This is a genomic window from Vibrio sp. 1167, assembly GCF_033340375.1.
GTDB classification, from domain to species: Bacteria; Pseudomonadota; Gammaproteobacteria; order Enterobacterales; family Vibrionaceae; genus Vibrio; species Vibrio alginolyticus.
Window position 1 is genome coordinate 378,861 of the sequence record NZ_JAWOWK010000002.1, and the last position, 17,222, is coordinate 396,082.

The 17,222-nt window shown below is 44.5% G+C and carries 15 protein-coding genes; 6 read left to right on the forward strand and 9 right to left on the reverse strand.

Translation table 11 applies throughout. The annotated features are described in order from the left end of the window. Window positions 1-4 precede the first annotated feature (4 nt). The 4 genes from R7Z78_RS05065 (at window position 5) to pheT (ending at window position 5,581) form a co-directional block, all read left to right on the forward strand. A complete protein-coding gene (locus tag R7Z78_RS05065) occupies window positions 5-796 on the forward strand; it encodes an outer membrane lipoprotein-sorting protein (RefSeq protein WP_104975256.1) in 792 nt (263 codons plus the stop codon). Between the two features lie 10 nt (window positions 797-806). Next, entirely contained in the window at window positions 807-1,982 is a 1,176-nt protein-coding gene (locus tag R7Z78_RS05070) for a hypothetical protein (protein ID WP_017634846.1), read from the forward strand. 191 nt (window positions 1,983-2,173) lie between these two features. Beyond that, window positions 2,174-3,157 carry a phenylalanine--tRNA ligase subunit alpha gene (pheS, locus tag R7Z78_RS05075; protein ID WP_005385470.1) on the forward strand — a complete coding sequence of 328 codons (984 nt, stop codon included), beginning with the start codon at window positions 2,174-2,176 and terminating at the stop codon, window positions 3,155-3,157. Window positions 3,158-3,175: 18 nt separating this feature from the next. After that, window positions 3,176-5,581 (forward strand): phenylalanine--tRNA ligase subunit beta, encoded by a 2,406-nt coding sequence (gene pheT, locus R7Z78_RS05080; RefSeq protein WP_104975257.1) that lies wholly within the window; start codon window positions 3,176-3,178, stop codon window positions 5,579-5,581. A gap of 215 nt (window positions 5,582-5,796) precedes the next feature. Here pheT and R7Z78_RS05085 read toward each other — a convergent pair whose 3' ends face one another. Continuing rightward, complete coding sequence (locus R7Z78_RS05085; protein ID WP_005377901.1) at window positions 5,797-6,678, reverse strand: AEC family transporter; 882 nt, start codon at window positions 6,676-6,678, stop codon at window positions 5,797-5,799. Window positions 6,679-7,212: 534 nt separating this feature from the next. On the opposite strand from R7Z78_RS05085, the gene ihfA reads away from it, so the two are divergent. Continuing rightward, window positions 7,213-7,509, forward strand: coding sequence for an integration host factor subunit alpha (gene ihfA, locus R7Z78_RS05090; RefSeq protein WP_005377899.1), 297 nt, complete (start codon window positions 7,213-7,215; stop codon window positions 7,507-7,509). 122 nt (window positions 7,510-7,631) lie between these two features. Here ihfA and R7Z78_RS05095 read toward each other — a convergent pair whose 3' ends face one another. After that, the gene (locus R7Z78_RS05095) at window positions 7,632-8,411 is read right to left on the reverse strand and encodes a phosphoribosylglycinamide formyltransferase (RefSeq protein WP_025766820.1); all 780 of its coding nucleotides are present in this window, start codon (window positions 8,409-8,411) and stop codon (window positions 7,632-7,634) included. A 315-nt stretch (window positions 8,412-8,726) separates the two neighbouring features. Here R7Z78_RS05095 and R7Z78_RS05100 point away from each other — a divergent pair, with 315 nt between their 5' ends. Further along, window positions 8,727-9,377: a thiopurine S-methyltransferase gene (locus R7Z78_RS05100; RefSeq protein WP_021707633.1), complete on the forward strand. Its 651-nt coding sequence runs from the start codon at window positions 8,727-8,729 to the stop codon at window positions 9,375-9,377. A 72-nt stretch (window positions 9,378-9,449) separates the two neighbouring features. Here R7Z78_RS05100 and purT read toward each other — a convergent pair whose 3' ends face one another. The 7 genes from purT to R7Z78_RS05135 all read right to left on the reverse strand — a co-directional run bounded on the left by purT (window position 9,450) and on the right by R7Z78_RS05135 (window position 17,038). After that, window positions 9,450-10,625 (reverse strand): formate-dependent phosphoribosylglycinamide formyltransferase, encoded by a 1,176-nt coding sequence (purT, locus tag R7Z78_RS05105; protein ID WP_025766819.1) that lies wholly within the window; start codon window positions 10,623-10,625, stop codon window positions 9,450-9,452. Between the two features lie 143 nt (window positions 10,626-10,768). Next, the gene (gene cdd / locus R7Z78_RS05110) at window positions 10,769-11,656 is read right to left on the reverse strand and encodes a cytidine deaminase (RefSeq protein ID WP_005377892.1); all 888 of its coding nucleotides are present in this window, start codon (window positions 11,654-11,656) and stop codon (window positions 10,769-10,771) included. A 430-nt stretch (window positions 11,657-12,086) separates the two neighbouring features. Then, entirely contained in the window at window positions 12,087-12,764 is a 678-nt protein-coding gene (locus R7Z78_RS05115; RefSeq protein ID WP_005377888.1) for an LrgB family protein, read from the reverse strand. A gap of 1 nt (window position 12,765) precedes the next feature. After that, entirely contained in the window at window positions 12,766-13,140 is a 375-nt protein-coding gene (locus R7Z78_RS05120; protein ID WP_005397786.1) for a CidA/LrgA family protein, read from the reverse strand. Between the two features lie 55 nt (window positions 13,141-13,195). After that, window positions 13,196-14,617 (reverse strand): exodeoxyribonuclease I, encoded by a 1,422-nt coding sequence (gene sbcB / locus R7Z78_RS05125; protein ID WP_104975258.1) that lies wholly within the window; start codon window positions 14,615-14,617, stop codon window positions 13,196-13,198. A gap of 157 nt (window positions 14,618-14,774) precedes the next feature. Continuing rightward, window positions 14,775-16,148: an L-cystine transporter gene (locus R7Z78_RS05130; RefSeq protein ID WP_005377885.1), complete on the reverse strand. Its 1,374-nt coding sequence runs from the start codon at window positions 16,146-16,148 to the stop codon at window positions 14,775-14,777. 200 nt (window positions 16,149-16,348) lie between these two features. Beyond that, complete coding sequence (locus R7Z78_RS05135; protein ID WP_169644483.1) at window positions 16,349-17,038, reverse strand: NAD(P)H-binding protein; 690 nt, start codon at window positions 17,036-17,038, stop codon at window positions 16,349-16,351. Window positions 17,039-17,222: the final 184 nt, after the last annotated feature.

Below are 17,222 nucleotides of genomic sequence, written 5' to 3' on the forward strand. Positions count from 1 at the left end.
GAACATGAATTTAGTAAAAAATGCCTTAAAAGTATCAGTACTTTCTGTCTCGCTTATTATGAGTCATGCGGTGTTGGCGGATGAAGCCAAAGGACTAGAAATTGCCCAAGAGCGCAAAGCCCGTGATGAAGGGTGGGGGGATTCTGTTGCTACGATGCAAATGATTCTGCGAAACGCGCAAGGAGAAAGCAGCACACGTTTAATGCGCTTACAATCACTCGAAGTTGATGGCGATGGTGACAAAGGGCTCACGATATTTGATGAACCGAGAGATGTAAAAGGCACGGCGTTTCTTAACCATTCTCATACGGTGGGTGCCGATGACCAATGGCTTTACCTTCCTGCACTGAAACGTGTGAAACGTATTTCCTCGCGTAACAAATCAGGTCCTTTTATGGGCAGTGAATTCGCGTATGAGGATCTCAGTTCCTTTGAGATTGAAAAATACCGTTTCAACTACCTACAAGATGACAGCATAAACGGGCAAGATGCTTTCGTTGTAGAGCAAATTCCGACCGATAAGAACTCAGGTTATACCAAGCAAACGGTATGGTTAGATAAAGCGCATTATCGTCCACTTAAAGTTGAGTTTTACGACCGCAAAGGCTCTTTGTTAAAAACGCTTTCTTTTTCCGATTACAAGCAATATCTCAACCAATATTGGCGAGCGCACACTATGGCGATGACAAACCATCAAACAGGAAAAAGTACTGAGCTAACGACTAGCGAAATGCGTTTTAACACTGGATTACAAGACAATGACTTTCATAAGAATGTGTTGAAGCGAGTGAGGTAGTGGAGGAAAAATGAAGCGATTAAATGCTGGGTTGTTGCTTAGTGCAGCAGCCTTTTTTTACTCGATGCCTCTGACTGCCGTCGAGCTTGCAGGACAAGTCAATATTGAGCATCGTCAGTTTTTTAAAACGGGCTCTCAGGGTCAGAGCAAAGCGCAAACGTCACTGGTTTTGCAGCCAGAATTTTACTGGGAGATGCAAAATGGTGATGCAAACTTTACTTTCACACCTTTCTATCGCCTGGATGGTCTAGACGATGAGCGAAGTCATGGTGACATACGAGAGGCACTTTATCTGACTTATTGGGATGATTATGAGCTTCGAGTTGGGATTAGTAAGGTCTTTTGGGGAGTGACTGAATCAGCCCATTTAGTTGATGTAGTAAACCAAACAGATGCCATTGAAGCCGTCGATGGTGAAGATAAACTCGGTCAGCCGATGTTACATTTTACCTCTTTCAAAGACTGGGGCACCGTCCACGCAATGTTGTTACCTTACTTTAGGGAACGAACGTTTGCGGGTACAGATGGCCGCTTGCGAACCGACCCCGTTGTCTCTGATGATGCTATTTATGAATCAAGCAGAGAAGAGAAGCACGTAGATGTGGCTTTTCGATATTCGAAAATGCTTGGCGATTGGGACGTAGGCCTGAGCTATTTATATGGAACAAACCGGGATCCTTACTTTCGTTTTGAGTACGGAGAATTAAAGCCTTACTACGCTCTGATGAGTCATGTCGGTCTGGATGTGCAAGGAATCGTTGGCGATTGGTTATGGAAACTGGAAAGTATTTATCGAGATAGTGCTGATAATCATGTCGGTCTTGTGACGGGCTTTGAGTATACCTTCGTCGGTGCATTTGACACGGTTTGGGATGTGGGGGTTATTGGTGAGTACCTCTATGACAGTCGTGGGAACAACGCACAAACTATCGGTCAAAATGATGTGTTTGCAGGTATTCGTTGGGCGCTCAATGATGAGGACGGAACGGAAGTATTGACGGGAATTACGAAGGATTTAGATAACGATGATGTTTACAATGCTAAGTTAGAAGCATCGAGCCGAATATCGAATCACGTTAAGTGGCAAATTGATGCTTGGTTGTTTAAAAATGAAACACCAAATGATTTGCTCTACTTCGCTAGAGATGACGATTTTATCGAGCTATCTATTCAATACTATTTCTAAAACAAAAGGGCACAGCTAAACGGCAGATTAACTAAAGATGACATTTTTGACGTTTTTGTGCTCTTTTTATTCAATAACCTCTTCTTTTCGTAATTCAATTTGGCATTGGTGCCCGGTTTGGCTACTATGTACAGCTATCAAAAAACCAATCACTCCCTTATGGACACTACCTACAGGTAGATGAGGAAACGATGCAACATCTAGAAGAGATCATTGCTAGCGCGAGCACTGCAATTGAAGCTGCCGAATCGCTAGTCGCACTTGATGAAGTGCGTGTTCAGTATCTGGGTAAAAAAGGTGAGCTAACTGCTCAACTTCAAAGCCTAGGCAAACTACCACCAGAAGAACGCCGTGAAGCTGGTCAAGAGATCAATAAAGCGAAAGGCGTAGTTCAGCAAGCTATCGCAGCTCGTAAAGATGCACTACAACGTGCTGAGCTTGAAGCAAAACTAGCAGCAGAAACAATCGACGTAACACTACCAGGTCGTCGTATTGAAAACGGTGGTTTACACCCAGTAACTCGTACTGTAGAGCGTATTGAGAAGTTCTTTGGCGAACTTGGTTTTAACACCGAGGCTGGACCAGAGATCGAAGATGCATTCCACAACTTCGATGCGCTAAACATCGCAGCTGATCACCCAGCGCGTACTGACCACGATACTTTCTTCTTCAACCCAGACTTGATGCTTCGTACTCATACGTCAGGCGTACAGATCCGTACGATGGAAAATGGTAAACCACCATTCCGTTTCATCGCACCAGGCCGTGTATACCGTAACGACTACGACCAAACGCACACGCCAATGTTCCACCAAGTGGAAGGCATGCTGGTTGATGAGAACGTAAACTTTGCTCAGCTGAAAGGCATCCTGCACGATTTCCTATGTAACTTCTTCGAAGAAGAAGTAGAAGTACGTTTCCGTCCATCTTACTTCCCATTCACTGAGCCTTCAGCTGAAGTAGACGTGAAAGGCAAAAACGGTAAATGGTTAGAAGTACTAGGCTGCGGTATGGTTCACCCGAACGTGCTACGTAGCGTAGGTATCGATCCTGAAAAATACTCTGGTTTCGCATTCGGTATGGGTGTTGAGCGTCTAACAATGCTTCGTTACGGCGTGAACGACCTACGTGCGTTCTTCGAGAACGATCTTCGTTTCCTAAAACAGTTCAAGTAATCCAGAGGGTTCATCAACATGAAATTCAGCGAATCATGGCTTCGTGAGTGGGTAAATCCTGCGGTTACTACTGACGAGCTAACTCACCAAATTACAATGGCCGGCCTAGAGGTAGACGACGTTCTTCCTGTTGCTGGTTCTTTTACTGGCGTTAAAGTCGGTCACGTTGTTGAATGTGGCCAACACCCAGATGCAGACAAACTGCGCGTAACTAAAGTTGACGTGGGTGAAGAAGAGCTTCTAGACATTGTTTGTGGCGCACCTAACTGTCGCCAAGGTCTGAAAGTAGCAGTAGCAACAGTTGGTGCTGTTCTTCCAGGTGATTTCAAAATCAAAAAAGCGAAACTACGTGGCCAGCCATCTCACGGCATGCTTTGTTCATTCACTGAACTAGGTATCGACGTTGAGTCAGACGGTATCATGGAACTAGCAGAAGACGCAGTAATCGGTACTGATTTCCGTGAATTCCTAGGTCTAAACGACGTAACGGTAGACGTAGACCTAACAGCAAACCGCGCAGACTGTTTCAGCATTCGTGGTCTAGCTCGTGAAGTTGGCGTACTAAACCGTGCTGACGTGACAGAGCCATTAGTAGAAGCAGTTGCCCCTTCAATCGACGATAAAGTGTCTATCGAAGTGAAAGCGCCAGCTGCGTGTCCACGTTACCTAGGTCGTGTAGTTAAGAACGTAAACGTTCAAGCTGAAACGCCACTATGGATGCAAGAGAAACTGCGTCGTTGTGGTATTCGCTCGATCGACCCTGTAGTAGACATCACTAACTACGTTCTTCTAGAGCAAGGCCAACCAATGCACGCATTCGATCTAGCGAAGATCGAGGGTGGCATCGTAGTTCGTATGGCTGAGCAAGGTGAGAAGCTAACGCTTCTTGACGGCAACGAAGCAGAACTAAACGCAGATACACTAGTAGTTGCTGACCACAACAAAGCACTTGCAATCGCAGGTATCTTTGGTGGTGAAGACTCTGGTGTAACAACTGAGACTAAAGACGTTCTACTAGAGTGTGCATTCTTTGCACCTGACCACATCCGTGGCCGCGCACGTAGCTACGGTCTTCACACTGATTCTTCAATGCGTTTCGAGCGTGGTGTGGATTACGCACTACAAGTGAGTGCAATGGAGCGTGCAACTCAGCTTCTTGTTGAAATTTGTGGTGGTGAAGTAGCACCTGTTGTAGCTGTAGAATCTGAAGCAGACCTACCTAAGCCAAACAAAGTTGCACTACGTCGCACGAAACTAGACAACCTACTAGGTCACCACATCGCTGATGCTGATGTAGTAGAAATCCTAGAGCGCCTAGGTTTGACTGTTGAAGCTTCAGAAGAAGGTTGGGTGGCAGTAGCGCCAACATGGCGTTTCGATATCGCTATCGAGCAAGATCTGATTGAAGAAGTTGGCCGTATCTACGGTTACGACAACATTCCTAACCAAAACCCAGCAGCAGCACTTAAGATGCACAACCACGTTGAAGCGGATCTTCCACTGAAACGCGTTCGTGATCTTCTTGTTGACCGTGGTTACCACGAAGCAATCACATACAGCTTCGTTGAGCCTGAGCAGCAAAAGCTAGTTGTACCTGGTGTTGAGCCTCTAGTGCTTCCAAACCCAATTTCTGCAGACATGTCAGCAATGCGTCTTGGTCTTATCCAAGGTCTGCTGAACACGGTTGTTCACAACCAGAAGCGTCAACAGCCACGCGTTCGTCTATTCGAATACGGCCTACGTTTCATCCCATGTGAAACTGCAGAAAACGGCATGCGCCAAGAGCCTATGCTTGCAGGTGTTATTGCTGGTACTCGCGGTGAAGAACATTGGGATATCGAAACTAACACGGTTGATTTCTTCGACCTTAAGGGCGATCTAGAAGCGATTCTAGAGCTATCTGCGAACGAAAAAGCGTACTCTTTCGCTGCACTGTCACCTGAAAGCAAAAAAGCTAACCCAGCTCTTCACCCAGGTCAATCTGCGGCAATCATCGTAGACGGCAAAGAAGTAGGCGTGATCGGTACCGTTCACCCTGAGCTTGAGCGTAAGTTCGGTCTAAACGGTCGTACTATCGTATTCGAAATCGAATGGTCTGCAATCAACAGCAAAGTGATCCCAGAAGCGGTAGCACTTTCTAAATTCCCTTCAAACCGTCGTGATATCGCGGTAGTAGTGGATGAAGCTGTTGCATCTGGTGACATCGTTAACGCTTGTCTAGAGCAAGGTGGCGAGTTCCTTAAAGATGCGAAACTGTTCGACGTTTACGTAGGTAAAGGCGTTGAAGATGGTAAGAAGAGCCTAGCAATCGCTCTGACTCTACAGTCACTTGAGCGTACGCTGGAAGATGCAGATATCGCTGGTGCGGTTGACGCTATCGTTGCTCACGTTTCTGAGAAGTTTGGTGCGTCTCTGCGTGACTAATCTCGCGTAACGTATCTTCTTAAGAAATGAAAACCCTGCCAGTTTGGCAGGGTTTTTTATTTTTAGGATTACCTTGTCGTTGTTCAAGTTCCTTACTGCTCGCACCCCCCCCCTCATTATTTTAAAATACTAGACCAAACTAGGGATGGCCCTTACCCGAGATTAGGAACGTATTGTTTTTCAGCTAATACACGCTAACGATAGCTTATTGGCGGTTAGGCAGCGAGTGAGAGGGTATAGCTAAGCAGAAGAGGCAGCGTAAGAATGCTGAAAAAGTTGCCAAATAGTACCATTGACGCCACCTTCATGGGTTCTATATTCAGCCTTTCCGCAAATAGGTAATTCATGACGGCTGGCGGCAGCATTGTGAAGAGCACCATCATTTGCAATTGCATCGTTGGAAGGGGAATTAACCAATAAATAAGTGCAAAAGCGACAGCACCAGTTGCCAGTGACTGCACGGTACACAGCACACCAATCTTTAAACCGTCCAACCTTAAATGACACATTTGTGCCCCCAGAGATAAAAGCATCACGGGTACGGCCGCTTGCCCAAGTAGAGCCGTGGCTTCGTATAAAGGCGCCCATGCTCCCACATTTGACACGTTGAGAAACAGAGCCAACGACGCTGCTAAAAAGATTGGCATCTTGACTATTTGCTTAAAAGGGTTGCCATGACTAAGCAGCATTACGCCTAAGCTGATATGCAAGCATGCTGACACGACAAATAAAAGCACTGCTGACGACAGCGCAATTTCTCCAAACGTATAGGTAAACAAAGGAATAGCTAGATTTCCGCTATTGCGAAACATATGTGGTGGCGCCCAGGTTTTAAACGAGAGTGACGTCCATCGACATACCGGGATCATGAGTAGTGCGGGAATTAAAACCGCAACAATTGCCGCCAAAAGAAGTGGCCCCTGATTTGAATCGAGCGGCATGCTAACGAGTGACGAAAATACCAGTGCTGGCGTAAAAACCTCAATATTAATGCGGTTTATTGGGCGAAAGTCAGGCTTGATGTAACGACCGACCAAATAGCCAACTCCGACAAGAGCAAAAACAGGGAAAAGAATATTTATGATTTGATTAATCATGGTCGCCTAGAAGCAGTGTAAGAAGCCAATGAGGAAATACACGAACTTCCACATTATCAATCTTTGTATATGGCGTCATCGTTAAACAGCGAGAAGCGTGGGTTTAATCAAGCTTTCTAAGCACAGTTGCAAAGTACAGGTGGTCATACCTTTTAATCTAATTGTTACGTATCGAGTTACATACAAATCACTGAATTTACGACAAGTTCTATGTCAAGTGTCTGTTAAATAACCAATATCTGATATTTTTATTAAATAGTGTTTAATGTTGATATTTAAACTAATTTTAGTTTTATAATCTGGATGTTTTTCCTGATAAAGATGAAACAAAAACAAAAATATCAAATTTCTGGCGTTTAACAATAATTTACGTAGTGCTATTCCTTTTGTTCGCCAAGAAAAAAGTTGGCGAAAATCATAAGCTTGTCATACACTTCCTGATGTAACCCCGATATGTTGTTGAATTGGTAGGGTAAAACTGCTCTGGCGCTACACTAACGTAGCATTGTTTAACATAGCTTTGAGGAAAGTTTTATGGCGCTCACAAAAGCCGAACTGGCAGAAAACCTGTTTGATAAATTAGGATTTAGTAAGCGGGACGCCAAGGAAACGGTGGAAGTGTTCTTTGAAGAGATTCGTAAGGCACTGGAAAGTGGCGAACAGGTAAAACTGTCAGGTTTTGGTAACTTTGATCTTCGTGACAAGAATGAACGACCTGGTCGTAACCCGAAAACTGGTGAAGATATTCCAATTACTGCTCGACGTGTAGTGACTTTTCGCCCGGGTCAGAAGTTAAAAGCTCGTGTAGAAAACCTGAAGAAAGTACAGTAAGCCGAATAAATGGATCACGCTAAGGCGTGGTCTTTTTTTTGCGTAAAATTCGTGTGCATACAAATGAAAACCACCGCAATGCGGTGGTTTTTCTGTTTATGAGAGACGCTTAATGATATCGGTTACGCCGCTTCTAGATGCGTTGTTAAGTATGGTTGCCATGCTTGTTGGTACAAGTTCTTAGACTGTGTACGCATGTTGCGAATAGAGGCAAGCTCTATTTCGCTTAGCTCACGTTTTTCCAACATCGCTTGACGTTCTAGTTTCTGGATTTTTTCGTATAGGTCGTGTTCGGGACCGCTTTTTACATCTGCGATTGCTTTCAAGTGCAGTTGAACTTCGGCTACTAGGTTTGTTTTTGGTAAACGAACGAGCAAGTTCAAGTCTCTATATCCTGAAGGGCCAGGTTTTTTGAATCGATTTTTTACTTTCACAATCGTTGTTTCACGCTCTAACGTTTCATAAATGGAGACTAAGCTCGCGACGTCTTCAGCTACAATCGTTGCACGTGCTAGGTCAGTAATACGTTCAACTTTCCCATCTAACTCTAAAGCTATCTTTTCTTCTGCTCGTTGTTTGGATTTCACGCCTGCGAAGTATGGCTGAGCGTCATTAAGAAGTGCGGTACTCTTACAGATAGTTTCAAGTTCAAATTGTGCTTGGTGAGCTTTGCTGTAAAGAATGTCGAAGTCAGAATATGGCTGAGTTGGTGTGGTGTCGATTGACTGAATGCCATATAAACCGCTAAGGCTGTGTTTAAAAAGTTTCGAACAAACTTCGTTTTGGCTGGTTGAACGATTTTGTTCGCCACTAGGCGCAGGGGTAATTGGAAGTGCGGCAAATGCCGGTGCACGGCTAAGTACCAAAAGCATCAATGCTGTAGTACGAAGAAATAAGCTCATTCACTCTCCTTAACTTGCTTGTACTTAGAAAATAGGGAACATAAAGGTCGCTAAGTTCGGCAAATCAGGTACTAACTTATAAATGGGGCCATTACGAAAGATTCCAAGGTTTCAGTTTTATCTTGAAGTAGAATCGTGCGTTAGATCACCATTTCTCTTTTCTTTATTCTGATTATCAGATAAAGGCGCGTCTCCTATGAGACCGATTACATCCTATCACCGCAGTATTAACCAAAGATGAACGGCATAGACAAATTGAAAAAAAACGTTAGTCTTACCTCTCAAAATGAAAACAGCCGACAAGTAGAAAGTAAAATGAGAGACCAAGAATTTTGGCATAACAAATGGGCCAGCAATCAGATCGGATTTCACTTGGAAGATGTAAACCCGCTATTACCAGTATATTGGAAACACACTAATCCAAAGCGTGAAGATAAAGTGTTAGTTCCTTTATGTGGAAAGTCAGAAGACTTGATTTGGCTAGCGATGAAGCATGATTCGGTTGAAGGTGTTGAGCTAAGCCATATTGCTGTGCGTGCCTTTTTTGCTGAACATTTTTACACGCCAACGGTAACGCCTCTTAATGGCATGCACGAGCTTTATCAATTTGATGAGCTCTCTATTTATACTGGGGACTTTTTCACTGCACCAGTATCTCAAGCCGATATCATTTATGATCGCGCCGCGTTGGTTGCTTTACCGCAAGATATGCGAGAGGAGTATGTAGAGCGTCTCAAGCAACTTTTGAACCCAGGCGGTCGTATTTTGCTTGTTACACTCAACTATCCTCAAGAAGAGATGGCGGGGCCTCCATTTAGCGTGCCGGTCGAAGAGATTGAGCAGTTATTTTCAGGTTACAAAGTTACTTGTTTGAACGTAGATGAAGCTGACGAGAATCATCCTAAAATTGCGAAAAAAGGCTTAAGTCGCTTCTCTGAAGAAGTGTACTTAATCGAGAGTGAATAGGCTCTCTTCGGTTTGGAACACGAAATAGCGCAGCAATTTGAGCTGCGCTATTTTTGTATGAGTGGTTCGTATTTAATAAATGATATTCACTTTTGAAGCACTTTCAACAGCATCTTGAACGGCTTCTTCGGTGGTTTTTCGTCGCGTAAGGACAACACCTAAACGGCGGCGACCATCGATTTCTGGCTTACCGAATAGACGAACTTGTGTTTGAGGTTGAGCTAAAGCTTTGCTTAGGTTTTCAAAGCGAATGTTTGTGGAAGTCCCTTGTCCAAGAATAACAGCAGACGCAGATGGGCCATATTGCACAATATTATTAATTGGCATTCCGGTAAACGCGCGCACGTGGAGAGCAAACTCAGACATTTCCTGCGAAATCATTGTAACCATACCCGTATCGTGAGGGCGAGGAGAGACCTCATTGAAAATGACTTTATCGCCTTTGACAAACAGCTCTACACCAAAGATGCCGTAGCCACCGAGCGCGTTTACCACTTTCTCAGCCGTGTATTCAGCTGCTTTTACTGCGTTTTCTGACATAGCTTGCGGTTGCCATGATTCGCGGTAGTCGCCATCTTCCTGACGATGACCAATTGGAGCACAGAAATGCACACCGTCAACGGCTCTGATGGTCAATAAAGTGATTTCGTAATCGAAGTCGATAAAACCTTCCACGATAACGCGACCTGCACCCGTACGCCCGCCTTCCTGAGCGTAATCCCATGCTTTTGTAACGTCGTCTTCGGTCTTGATAACACTTTGCCCTTTACCTGAAGAGCTCATCACAGGCTTCACCACGCACGGAATACCCACATGCTCAACCGCGGCTTTGAAGTCTTCAAAATTATCTGCAAAACGATAAGGTGAAGTCGTCAATTCCAGTTCTTCTGCTGCCAAACGTCGGATACCTTCACGATTCATTGTTAGCCTGGTTGCCTTAGCGGTTGGAACAACATTCAGTCCTTTCTCTTCAAGCTCTACCAGTTTGCCGGTTGCGATGGCTTCAATTTCTGGTACGACGTAAGTAGGTTGTTCCTTCGTAATAACTTCTTCTAAGGCGTTCCCATCTAACATGTCGATAACATAACTACGGTGAGCGACTTGCATCGCTGGAGCATTGGCATAGCGATCACAAGCAATCACTTCTAAACCAAGTCTCTGGCATTCAATGGCGACTTCTTTACCGAGTTCGCCAGAGCCTAAAAGTAATACACGGGTAGTATTTGCGCTAGTTGCAGTGCCAAACATAGTGTTCCCTTACAAAATAGAGTGATGAGACAGAAATTGCAGGAGATCATACTGAAGTTTTATGACAAAGCAAACGTTTGCTTTTGGTTTTTAGGTAATAAAAAAGCTCTACATGTTGTAGAGCTTTTTGTTGAATTTGTCGTTTATACGTTGACAAAACTAAGCGGAATATCTGGATTCAACGCTTCCAACGTTGATTGCGTATCGGCTAAGTGACTGATCTTACCTTCAGAGTTTTCTACCAATGCAGCGGCTTTGATGCTGTCAAAGGTTTCACCCGCAAGTAAAACTTGGATTAGCGCAACTTGTAGCGGTGGCAAGCTAGGATTAAACGCTGCATTTTCTGCATAAGCACCTTGGAATACACGTCCGCTAGTCATCTCTAATGCTAAACCACTCAAGTTGTTGGTGTATGGAGAGTGGCTCATGTTCATCGCTTCAACTGCACTTTGGATGAGTGCGTCTTCATCATCACATGAGAACTGGTGTTTAACTTCTGCCATTAAGCCGGACTCGATACCGAGATCGTTTGGTCCAAAGGCTTCAGGCAGGTATTCATGAAGTGACTTTTCTTCGCGTTCTGGGAGCTGGATTTTAAGCTCGTTTGCGGTAGATAACTCATTCATGAACTGGCGGCAGTGACCACATGGGCTGAAGTTGATAGTGATATCCTTAACACCACGTTCGCCTTTCATCCAAGCATGGCTAATCGCAGACTGCTCTGCGTGAACCGTTTGACCCAACTGTACACCAAAGAATTCCATGTTGGCACCGAAGTAAAGGCGACCTGAAAGACCACGAACGATAGCGCCGACATAAAAGTCAGAAAGGGGAGCATAGGAGTACGCTGCGGCAAAAGGAAGTAGCGCAACACGAAGCTCTTTGTCTGATAGACCGGTAGCTGAAAGCAACTGCTCAAATTGTTGAACTGAAAGCGTAGCATCAAAATCATCAGCTTGGATGATAGGAGCAAGTTGTTTGGAAAGTGCTTCTGGAGCGCCTGCTAGCGCCTGTTCAATGCGACTTTTCATGTTGAATCCTTGTTATTGCATGGACAGTTATTCTATGTGAAAGATAGAAATGTTCCGTGCGTTAGATCACGATAAATAATGCAATTGATAATTCTGTTACATAATTAGAGTGAGCTCACACATGTATTCGATTGCACAGGTGTGAAGCGTTATCTCCGTCTCACAATTAACCATATCAGTATATATTCATATGACCAAGGAGCAGGAGTATGTTACCAACGCGACTTTTACCGCTATGCTACTTTATACCTACGTAATCTAGAGCGAGTGGTAGCAGCTAGAATGCTAACGCTATGAATGTATATCTCGATCAAGTCCCTTCACGATATTACTGGGTGAGGTTGATAGATAAGATAGGGTTTTGAAAAGGGTAAGGGAGAAGCGGAAAGGCTACGGCCTGCCGGAAGGAGGGCAGACCGAGAGCGCTTAACTATTGATATAGCCAGACCGCCAAAGCAAAAAAACTTGGAGCCAAAATAGAAGTTATGATCCCACATAAAACCAATGCGAGTGATGAGAACGCGGCATCAATGGGCTGTTTCTCTGCACATGTCGCGGTGCCTAAGGCATGAGACACGGTACCCATTGTTAGGCCACGTGCAATCGGGTGTTTAATTCCAATTAAGTTGTAAATTGGGTATGCCAAAATCGCGCCCAATAAACCAACAATCAGAACCAAGATCGCCGCAACGGCAGCTTCACCACCGAGGTGACTCGAAATTTCCATTGCTATTGGCGTAGTGACGGATTTACCCACTAGACTTGCGATTAAACTGATATCTGCTTTGAAAGCGACTGCGATCAAGGTGGTTGTCATCATCGACATCACACTGCCTACTGTGCAAGCAAAAGTGATGATTCGCCAGTTTGCTTTAATCTGTGGTAGTTGTTCATATAGCGGGTAAGCCAGAGCAACTACGGCTGGTTGAAGTAAAAAACTGATCCCTTCGTTATCCGCATAATACGTTTCAAACGGTACATTTAAGTAAGTAAGCAAAGGAATGAGCACTGCAATACTGATCAGCAAAGGATTTGCTAGAGGATTATTCACTTTGATTGCGATTTGGCGCGCGACAAGAAAAACCGCAATGGTAACAACTAACCACATATCAGTGCTTCTCCTTTAGCAAGTAGTCCAGCAGCCAAGCGAGGCTGACTAGTACAATGAGTGAGCCTCCAACTGCGCTAGCAATGATAGGGAGGGCATTAGCGAGTAGCATATCGAAATGTTGCATTAATCCCACGCTAATAGGAACGAACAACAAAATCATGTAGCGGATAAATAGCGTGGCGCCCGGTTTGACCCAATCGACCTTTACAAGCCCAAGAGTCATAGAGAAAAACAGTACGAGCATACCGATGACACTTCCTGGGACGGAAACGCCAGTGAACTTTTGAATGGTAATTCCGATGCCAAGTGCCCCCATGATGAGGAAGATTGAAATGAGCAGTTGGATCAGTTGTAAGAATCGTTCTTTAATCATTTTGACAGTATATAAACAACAAGCACACCATAAGGTGCGCTTGTATTAGGAGGAGTTAAGAAGCTAAGCTCTCTACATAACGGTACACGGATTTTAATATCGCAATCTTCTTTTCGTCACTTTCATGTTCGTGAACTAAGTTTTCTAAATTCAGCATGTACTCTTCAATTTGGCTTTCAAACACTTCTCGACAGTGTAATGCCCAGCGTCTTTGTTCTTGCTCGTCTAATGTGCCTGGGAAGTTACGCGCACGATAGCGGAACAATAGAGGTTTAATGCGCTTGTCATCAAATTCAATGTCCAATGCGGCAAGATTGTTCGGGTCGGTTTCTCGAATGATATCCATGGCTGCGCGATCGGCCGGAGAGAAGAATCCGTCGTAAAGTTGAGTGTCCACATCATCGCTTTTTTCAAATTGACGTTCGATAGAGAACAAGCCGATTAGTTTTTCTCGAATCTCAGGGTGCTGGCGAAGTATTGCCAAATTATCGAGACACTTCTGACGATCAATGCCGATGTTTTCTGCGTTTTCCGCCGTTAACGTTTTTGCAGGGGCGAGAATAGGGCATTTGTTCAAATGAACTAGTTTAACTGGCACTGGTAGCAATTCACCAAGATCTTCGCGCTTAGTGTAGAGTCTTTCGTGCAGCTCTTCTGCGGATAGCTCAAGAATAGGTTGAGGGTCTTTCGCTAAATCGATGGTGATAACAGCGTTATTATTGGTTGGATGCCAAGCAACAGGCACAATCCAGCTAGTGTACTGACATTCGCGCCCTAGCATGCCTGAAACGTGCATCAACGGTGTCATGTTGACGATGTCGACTAAATCATTGAGCTTGCGCTTTTGGCGCATAGAAAAAAAGTAATCAAACAATTTTGGTTGCGCTGCTTTTACTTTCTTTGCCATTTCGATAGTCGCAATCACATCTGCCATGGCATCGTGCGCGTTACTATGTTCTATGCCGTTAGCCACAGACAAGTGTTCTAATTTAAAGCTAGTGAAGCCATCTTCGTTTTCTGGCCATTCTACGCCTTCTGGGCGAAGGGCATGGCACGCGCGTAGTACATCGAGTAAATCCCAACGTGAGTTACCGTTTTGCCAACTCCATGCGTATGGTTCGATAAAGTTGCGATAACAAGTATAACGGGTCACTTCGTCATCAAAGCGAATGCTGTTGTAGCCTAAACTGGTGGTATTTGGTCTCGCGAGTTCAGTGTGAATCTTAGCGATAAACTCTGGCTCAGAAAGGCCTTCTTGAACCGTTTTTTGCGGAGTAATACCAGTAATAAGCGCAGCTTCAGGAGACGGAAGATAATCAGCCGGTGGTTGACAGTACATGACTAAAGGCTCGCCGATGATATTAAAGTTTTCATCTGTACGAACACCAGCAAACTGGCTTGGGCGATCTTTCGCGGGGTTGGTTCCCCATGTCTCATAATCAAAGAAGAAAAAAGTGGGCTGATTATCTTGGTGCATTCTGCTTACCGTTTACAAAACCGATGACAGTATTAGACCATTCAACGCCTTGACTAGCAACGAAAGATGCAAGTTGAATTTTTGAAAATGAAAAAAGCCGATGGCGAACCATCGGCTTGATATTTTACGTTTTATCGCTTTGGAAGGAATTTGAGTTCTATGCTCGTGTTTCTTCCAATGTTGCTTCACTTTCTGGTGACTTCAGCACTCGGCTAGCAATTGTACCCGCAGTCATTGAGCCTGAAACGTTTAGTGCGGTACGTGCCATGTCAATCAATGGTTCAATAGAGATAAGCAGCGCTGCGATGGTCACAGGTAAGCCCATTGCAGGAAGAACAATCAAGGCTGCAAACGTCGCACCGCCGCCGACACCTGCAATACCAAATGAGCTGATGGTGATAATCGCAATCAATGACAGGATAAAGTGTAGATCAAGTGGGTTGATGCCCATTGTCGGAGCTACCATCACTGCAAGCATTGCAGGATAGATACCCGCACAGCCGTTTTGGCCGATAGTGGCACCAAACGATGCTGATAGGTTTGCAATCGCTGGTGGTACGTTAAGCTTCGTGATTTGCGCTTCTACGTTTAGTGGAATTGTTGCTGCTGAGCTACGAGATGTAAACGCGAAGGTCAGTACAGGCCAGATTTTCTTAAAGTATTCCGCAGGGCTAACGCCGACAAAAGAGACTAATACGCCATGAACAACAAACATCAGTGCGATAGCAACATAAGACGCCACAATAAAGCCAAGTAGGTTTAGGATGTCGCCTGCGCTTGATGTCGCTACCACTTTTGCCATCAGTGCTGCGATGCCGTATGGCGTTAGGGCCATGATCATCTTCACTAGTCGCATAACGATAGATTGAGCAGCTTCTACGAAAGTACGAATCGGTGATTCCAACTCTGCTTTTTCCATCATCACTTTACGAGCGGCGATACCAGTTAACACGCCGAAAATCACAACAGCGATAATTGATGTCGAGCGAGCACCTGTTAGATCAGCAAATGGGTTGGTTGGAATGAAGCTAACTAGCATTTGAGGAATAGTTAAGTCACTTACTGTACCGGCACGGCTTTCTAAAACGGCGATACGAGCGGTTTCACGCGCACCTTCAGTTAACCCTTCTGCTGACAGGCCAAATGTCGTTGTCACCAAAATACCGATAAGTGCAGCAATTGCAGTCGTTACTAGAAGAACAGAGATGGTCAGGCCAGAAATTTTACCTAAAGATCCACCTTTCTCCAACTTAACAACTGCAGAGATCATCGATACCAATACTAGTGGCATGATGACCATTTTCAGTAGACCAACGTAGCCACTGCCTACAATGCCTACCCATTCAAGTGTTTGAGCAATTGCGCTGTTGCCTTCACCGTGAATGAGTTGCAAAGCAAGACCAAAAAGAGAACCGGTAACAAGACCGATCAAAACGAGACGTGAAAGAGTGTGTTTCTTTTGTTGCTGATTAAATAGAAAGAACAATATTCCAACAAAGACGGCTAGAGAGGCTATCACTGCAAAATTCATAATTTGACCTTATCAACCAGCCGAAGTGGCGGTTGTTTTTTATACGGGGTTTTATACGGATTTATTTATGGAGCGTAAGATAACGCTCGTGATATAACTTTAAAAATGACAAACGGGTATTAGCTAGATCTAAAATGAATATAAAAACGAGATCTAAGTCGCGTGAGAGTGTGAATTAGCACGTTAATTGTACAAAATGGTTATTCGTAGTGATGCAGTAATTCACGCATTTCTTTCCTTTGTAAGTAAACCACCGAGTCTTCTTGATAACTGAAAAGTTGATAAATCATCGCTTTGGCGACATCTTCTGCTCGAATAGGTAAAAAGTTGGACAGTTTGCCTAGCATAAGTGGGCGAATTACCTTAAACAGAGTGTGTACTAACTTCTCGTCCATTCTTGGGTTTTGACGTTGACCAACAAGCGGGCCTGGGCGAACAAATACGATTTCCTCAAAATCCATAGCTTCGATTCGTTGTTCCATTTGTCCTTTACAAGCTAAGTAATGGGATGGCGATTTACTATTTGCACCGAGGCTAGAAACAACCGCAAGGCGTTTGACTCCGATTGTTTTCATTTGTTGGGCGACTTTGCACACCAGATCAACATCTACTCTACGCAAATTATCCTTACTGCCTGCTTGCTTAAGGGTCGTGCCTAAACAGATAAAGCCGATGGTTGGTGTTGGTTGGTTCTCGTCCCATTGGTGGATAGAAAGGTCTGCATCAATGAGAGGAATAAGCTTGTTGTCCACATCTAGGACGCCATCGAGTGGGCGGCGAGAAAGATAATATAATGTTCCAACACCTGATTGATTTATGAGGTTTGCAATGACTTTTGAGCCTACTAAGCCAGTTGCACCGGTGATGATTGCGCAGGTGTTGTTATCCATATCTTTTCTCCTATATGGGAACATAGTCTAAGCTATTGTAGCGGATTTCAACGAGTTACTTATAATCTCGTGCAAGAAAGGTGAGACGCTCTGCGAACTCGGCAGACTATCCTGAGATAAACTTGATTAGCGCTGCCCCAATTGGATGCAAGTGTATACAATAGTGGGCGCGCAAAAACTGTCG

What these genes read in the sequence shown, in the direction of transcription:
- pheT (WP_104975257.1), top strand. Translation starts at nt 3,176, where the DNA reads ATGAAATTCAGCGAATCATGGCTTCGTGAGTGGGTAAATCCTGCGGTT.
- R7Z78_RS05100 (WP_021707633.1), top strand. Translation starts at nt 8,727, where the DNA reads ATGAGAGACCAAGAATTTTGGCATAACAAATGGGCCAGCAATCAGATC.
- R7Z78_RS05095 (WP_025766820.1), bottom strand. Translation starts at nt 8,411, where the DNA reads ATGAGCTTATTTCTTCGTACTACAGCATTGATGCTTTTGGTACTTAGC.
- purT (WP_025766819.1), bottom strand. Translation starts at nt 10,625, where the DNA reads ATGTTTGGCACTGCAACTAGCGCAAATACTACCCGTGTATTACTTTTA.
- R7Z78_RS05065 (WP_104975256.1), top strand. Translation starts at nt 5, where the DNA reads ATGAATTTAGTAAAAAATGCCTTAAAAGTATCAGTACTTTCTGTCTCG.
- sbcB (WP_104975258.1), bottom strand. Translation starts at nt 14,617, where the DNA reads ATGCACCAAGATAATCAGCCCACTTTTTTCTTCTTTGATTATGAGACA.
- R7Z78_RS05120 (WP_005397786.1), bottom strand. Translation starts at nt 13,140, where the DNA reads ATGATTAAAGAACGATTCTTACAACTGATCCAACTGCTCATTTCAATC.
- R7Z78_RS05130 (WP_005377885.1), bottom strand. Translation starts at nt 16,148, where the DNA reads ATGAATTTTGCAGTGATAGCCTCTCTAGCCGTCTTTGTTGGAATATTG.
- R7Z78_RS05115 (WP_005377888.1), bottom strand. Translation starts at nt 12,764, where the DNA reads ATGTGGTTAGTTGTTACCATTGCGGTTTTTCTTGTCGCGCGCCAAATC.
- R7Z78_RS05135 (WP_169644483.1), bottom strand. Translation starts at nt 17,038, where the DNA reads ATGGATAACAACACCTGCGCAATCATCACCGGTGCAACTGGCTTAGTA.
- pheS (WP_005385470.1), top strand. Translation starts at nt 2,174, where the DNA reads ATGCAACATCTAGAAGAGATCATTGCTAGCGCGAGCACTGCAATTGAA.
- ihfA (WP_005377899.1), top strand. Translation starts at nt 7,213, where the DNA reads ATGGCGCTCACAAAAGCCGAACTGGCAGAAAACCTGTTTGATAAATTA.
- cdd (WP_005377892.1), bottom strand. Translation starts at nt 11,656, where the DNA reads ATGAAAAGTCGCATTGAACAGGCGCTAGCAGGCGCTCCAGAAGCACTT.
- R7Z78_RS05085 (WP_005377901.1), bottom strand. Translation starts at nt 6,678, where the DNA reads ATGATTAATCAAATCATAAATATTCTTTTCCCTGTTTTTGCTCTTGTC.
- R7Z78_RS05070 (WP_017634846.1), top strand. Translation starts at nt 807, where the DNA reads ATGAAGCGATTAAATGCTGGGTTGTTGCTTAGTGCAGCAGCCTTTTTT.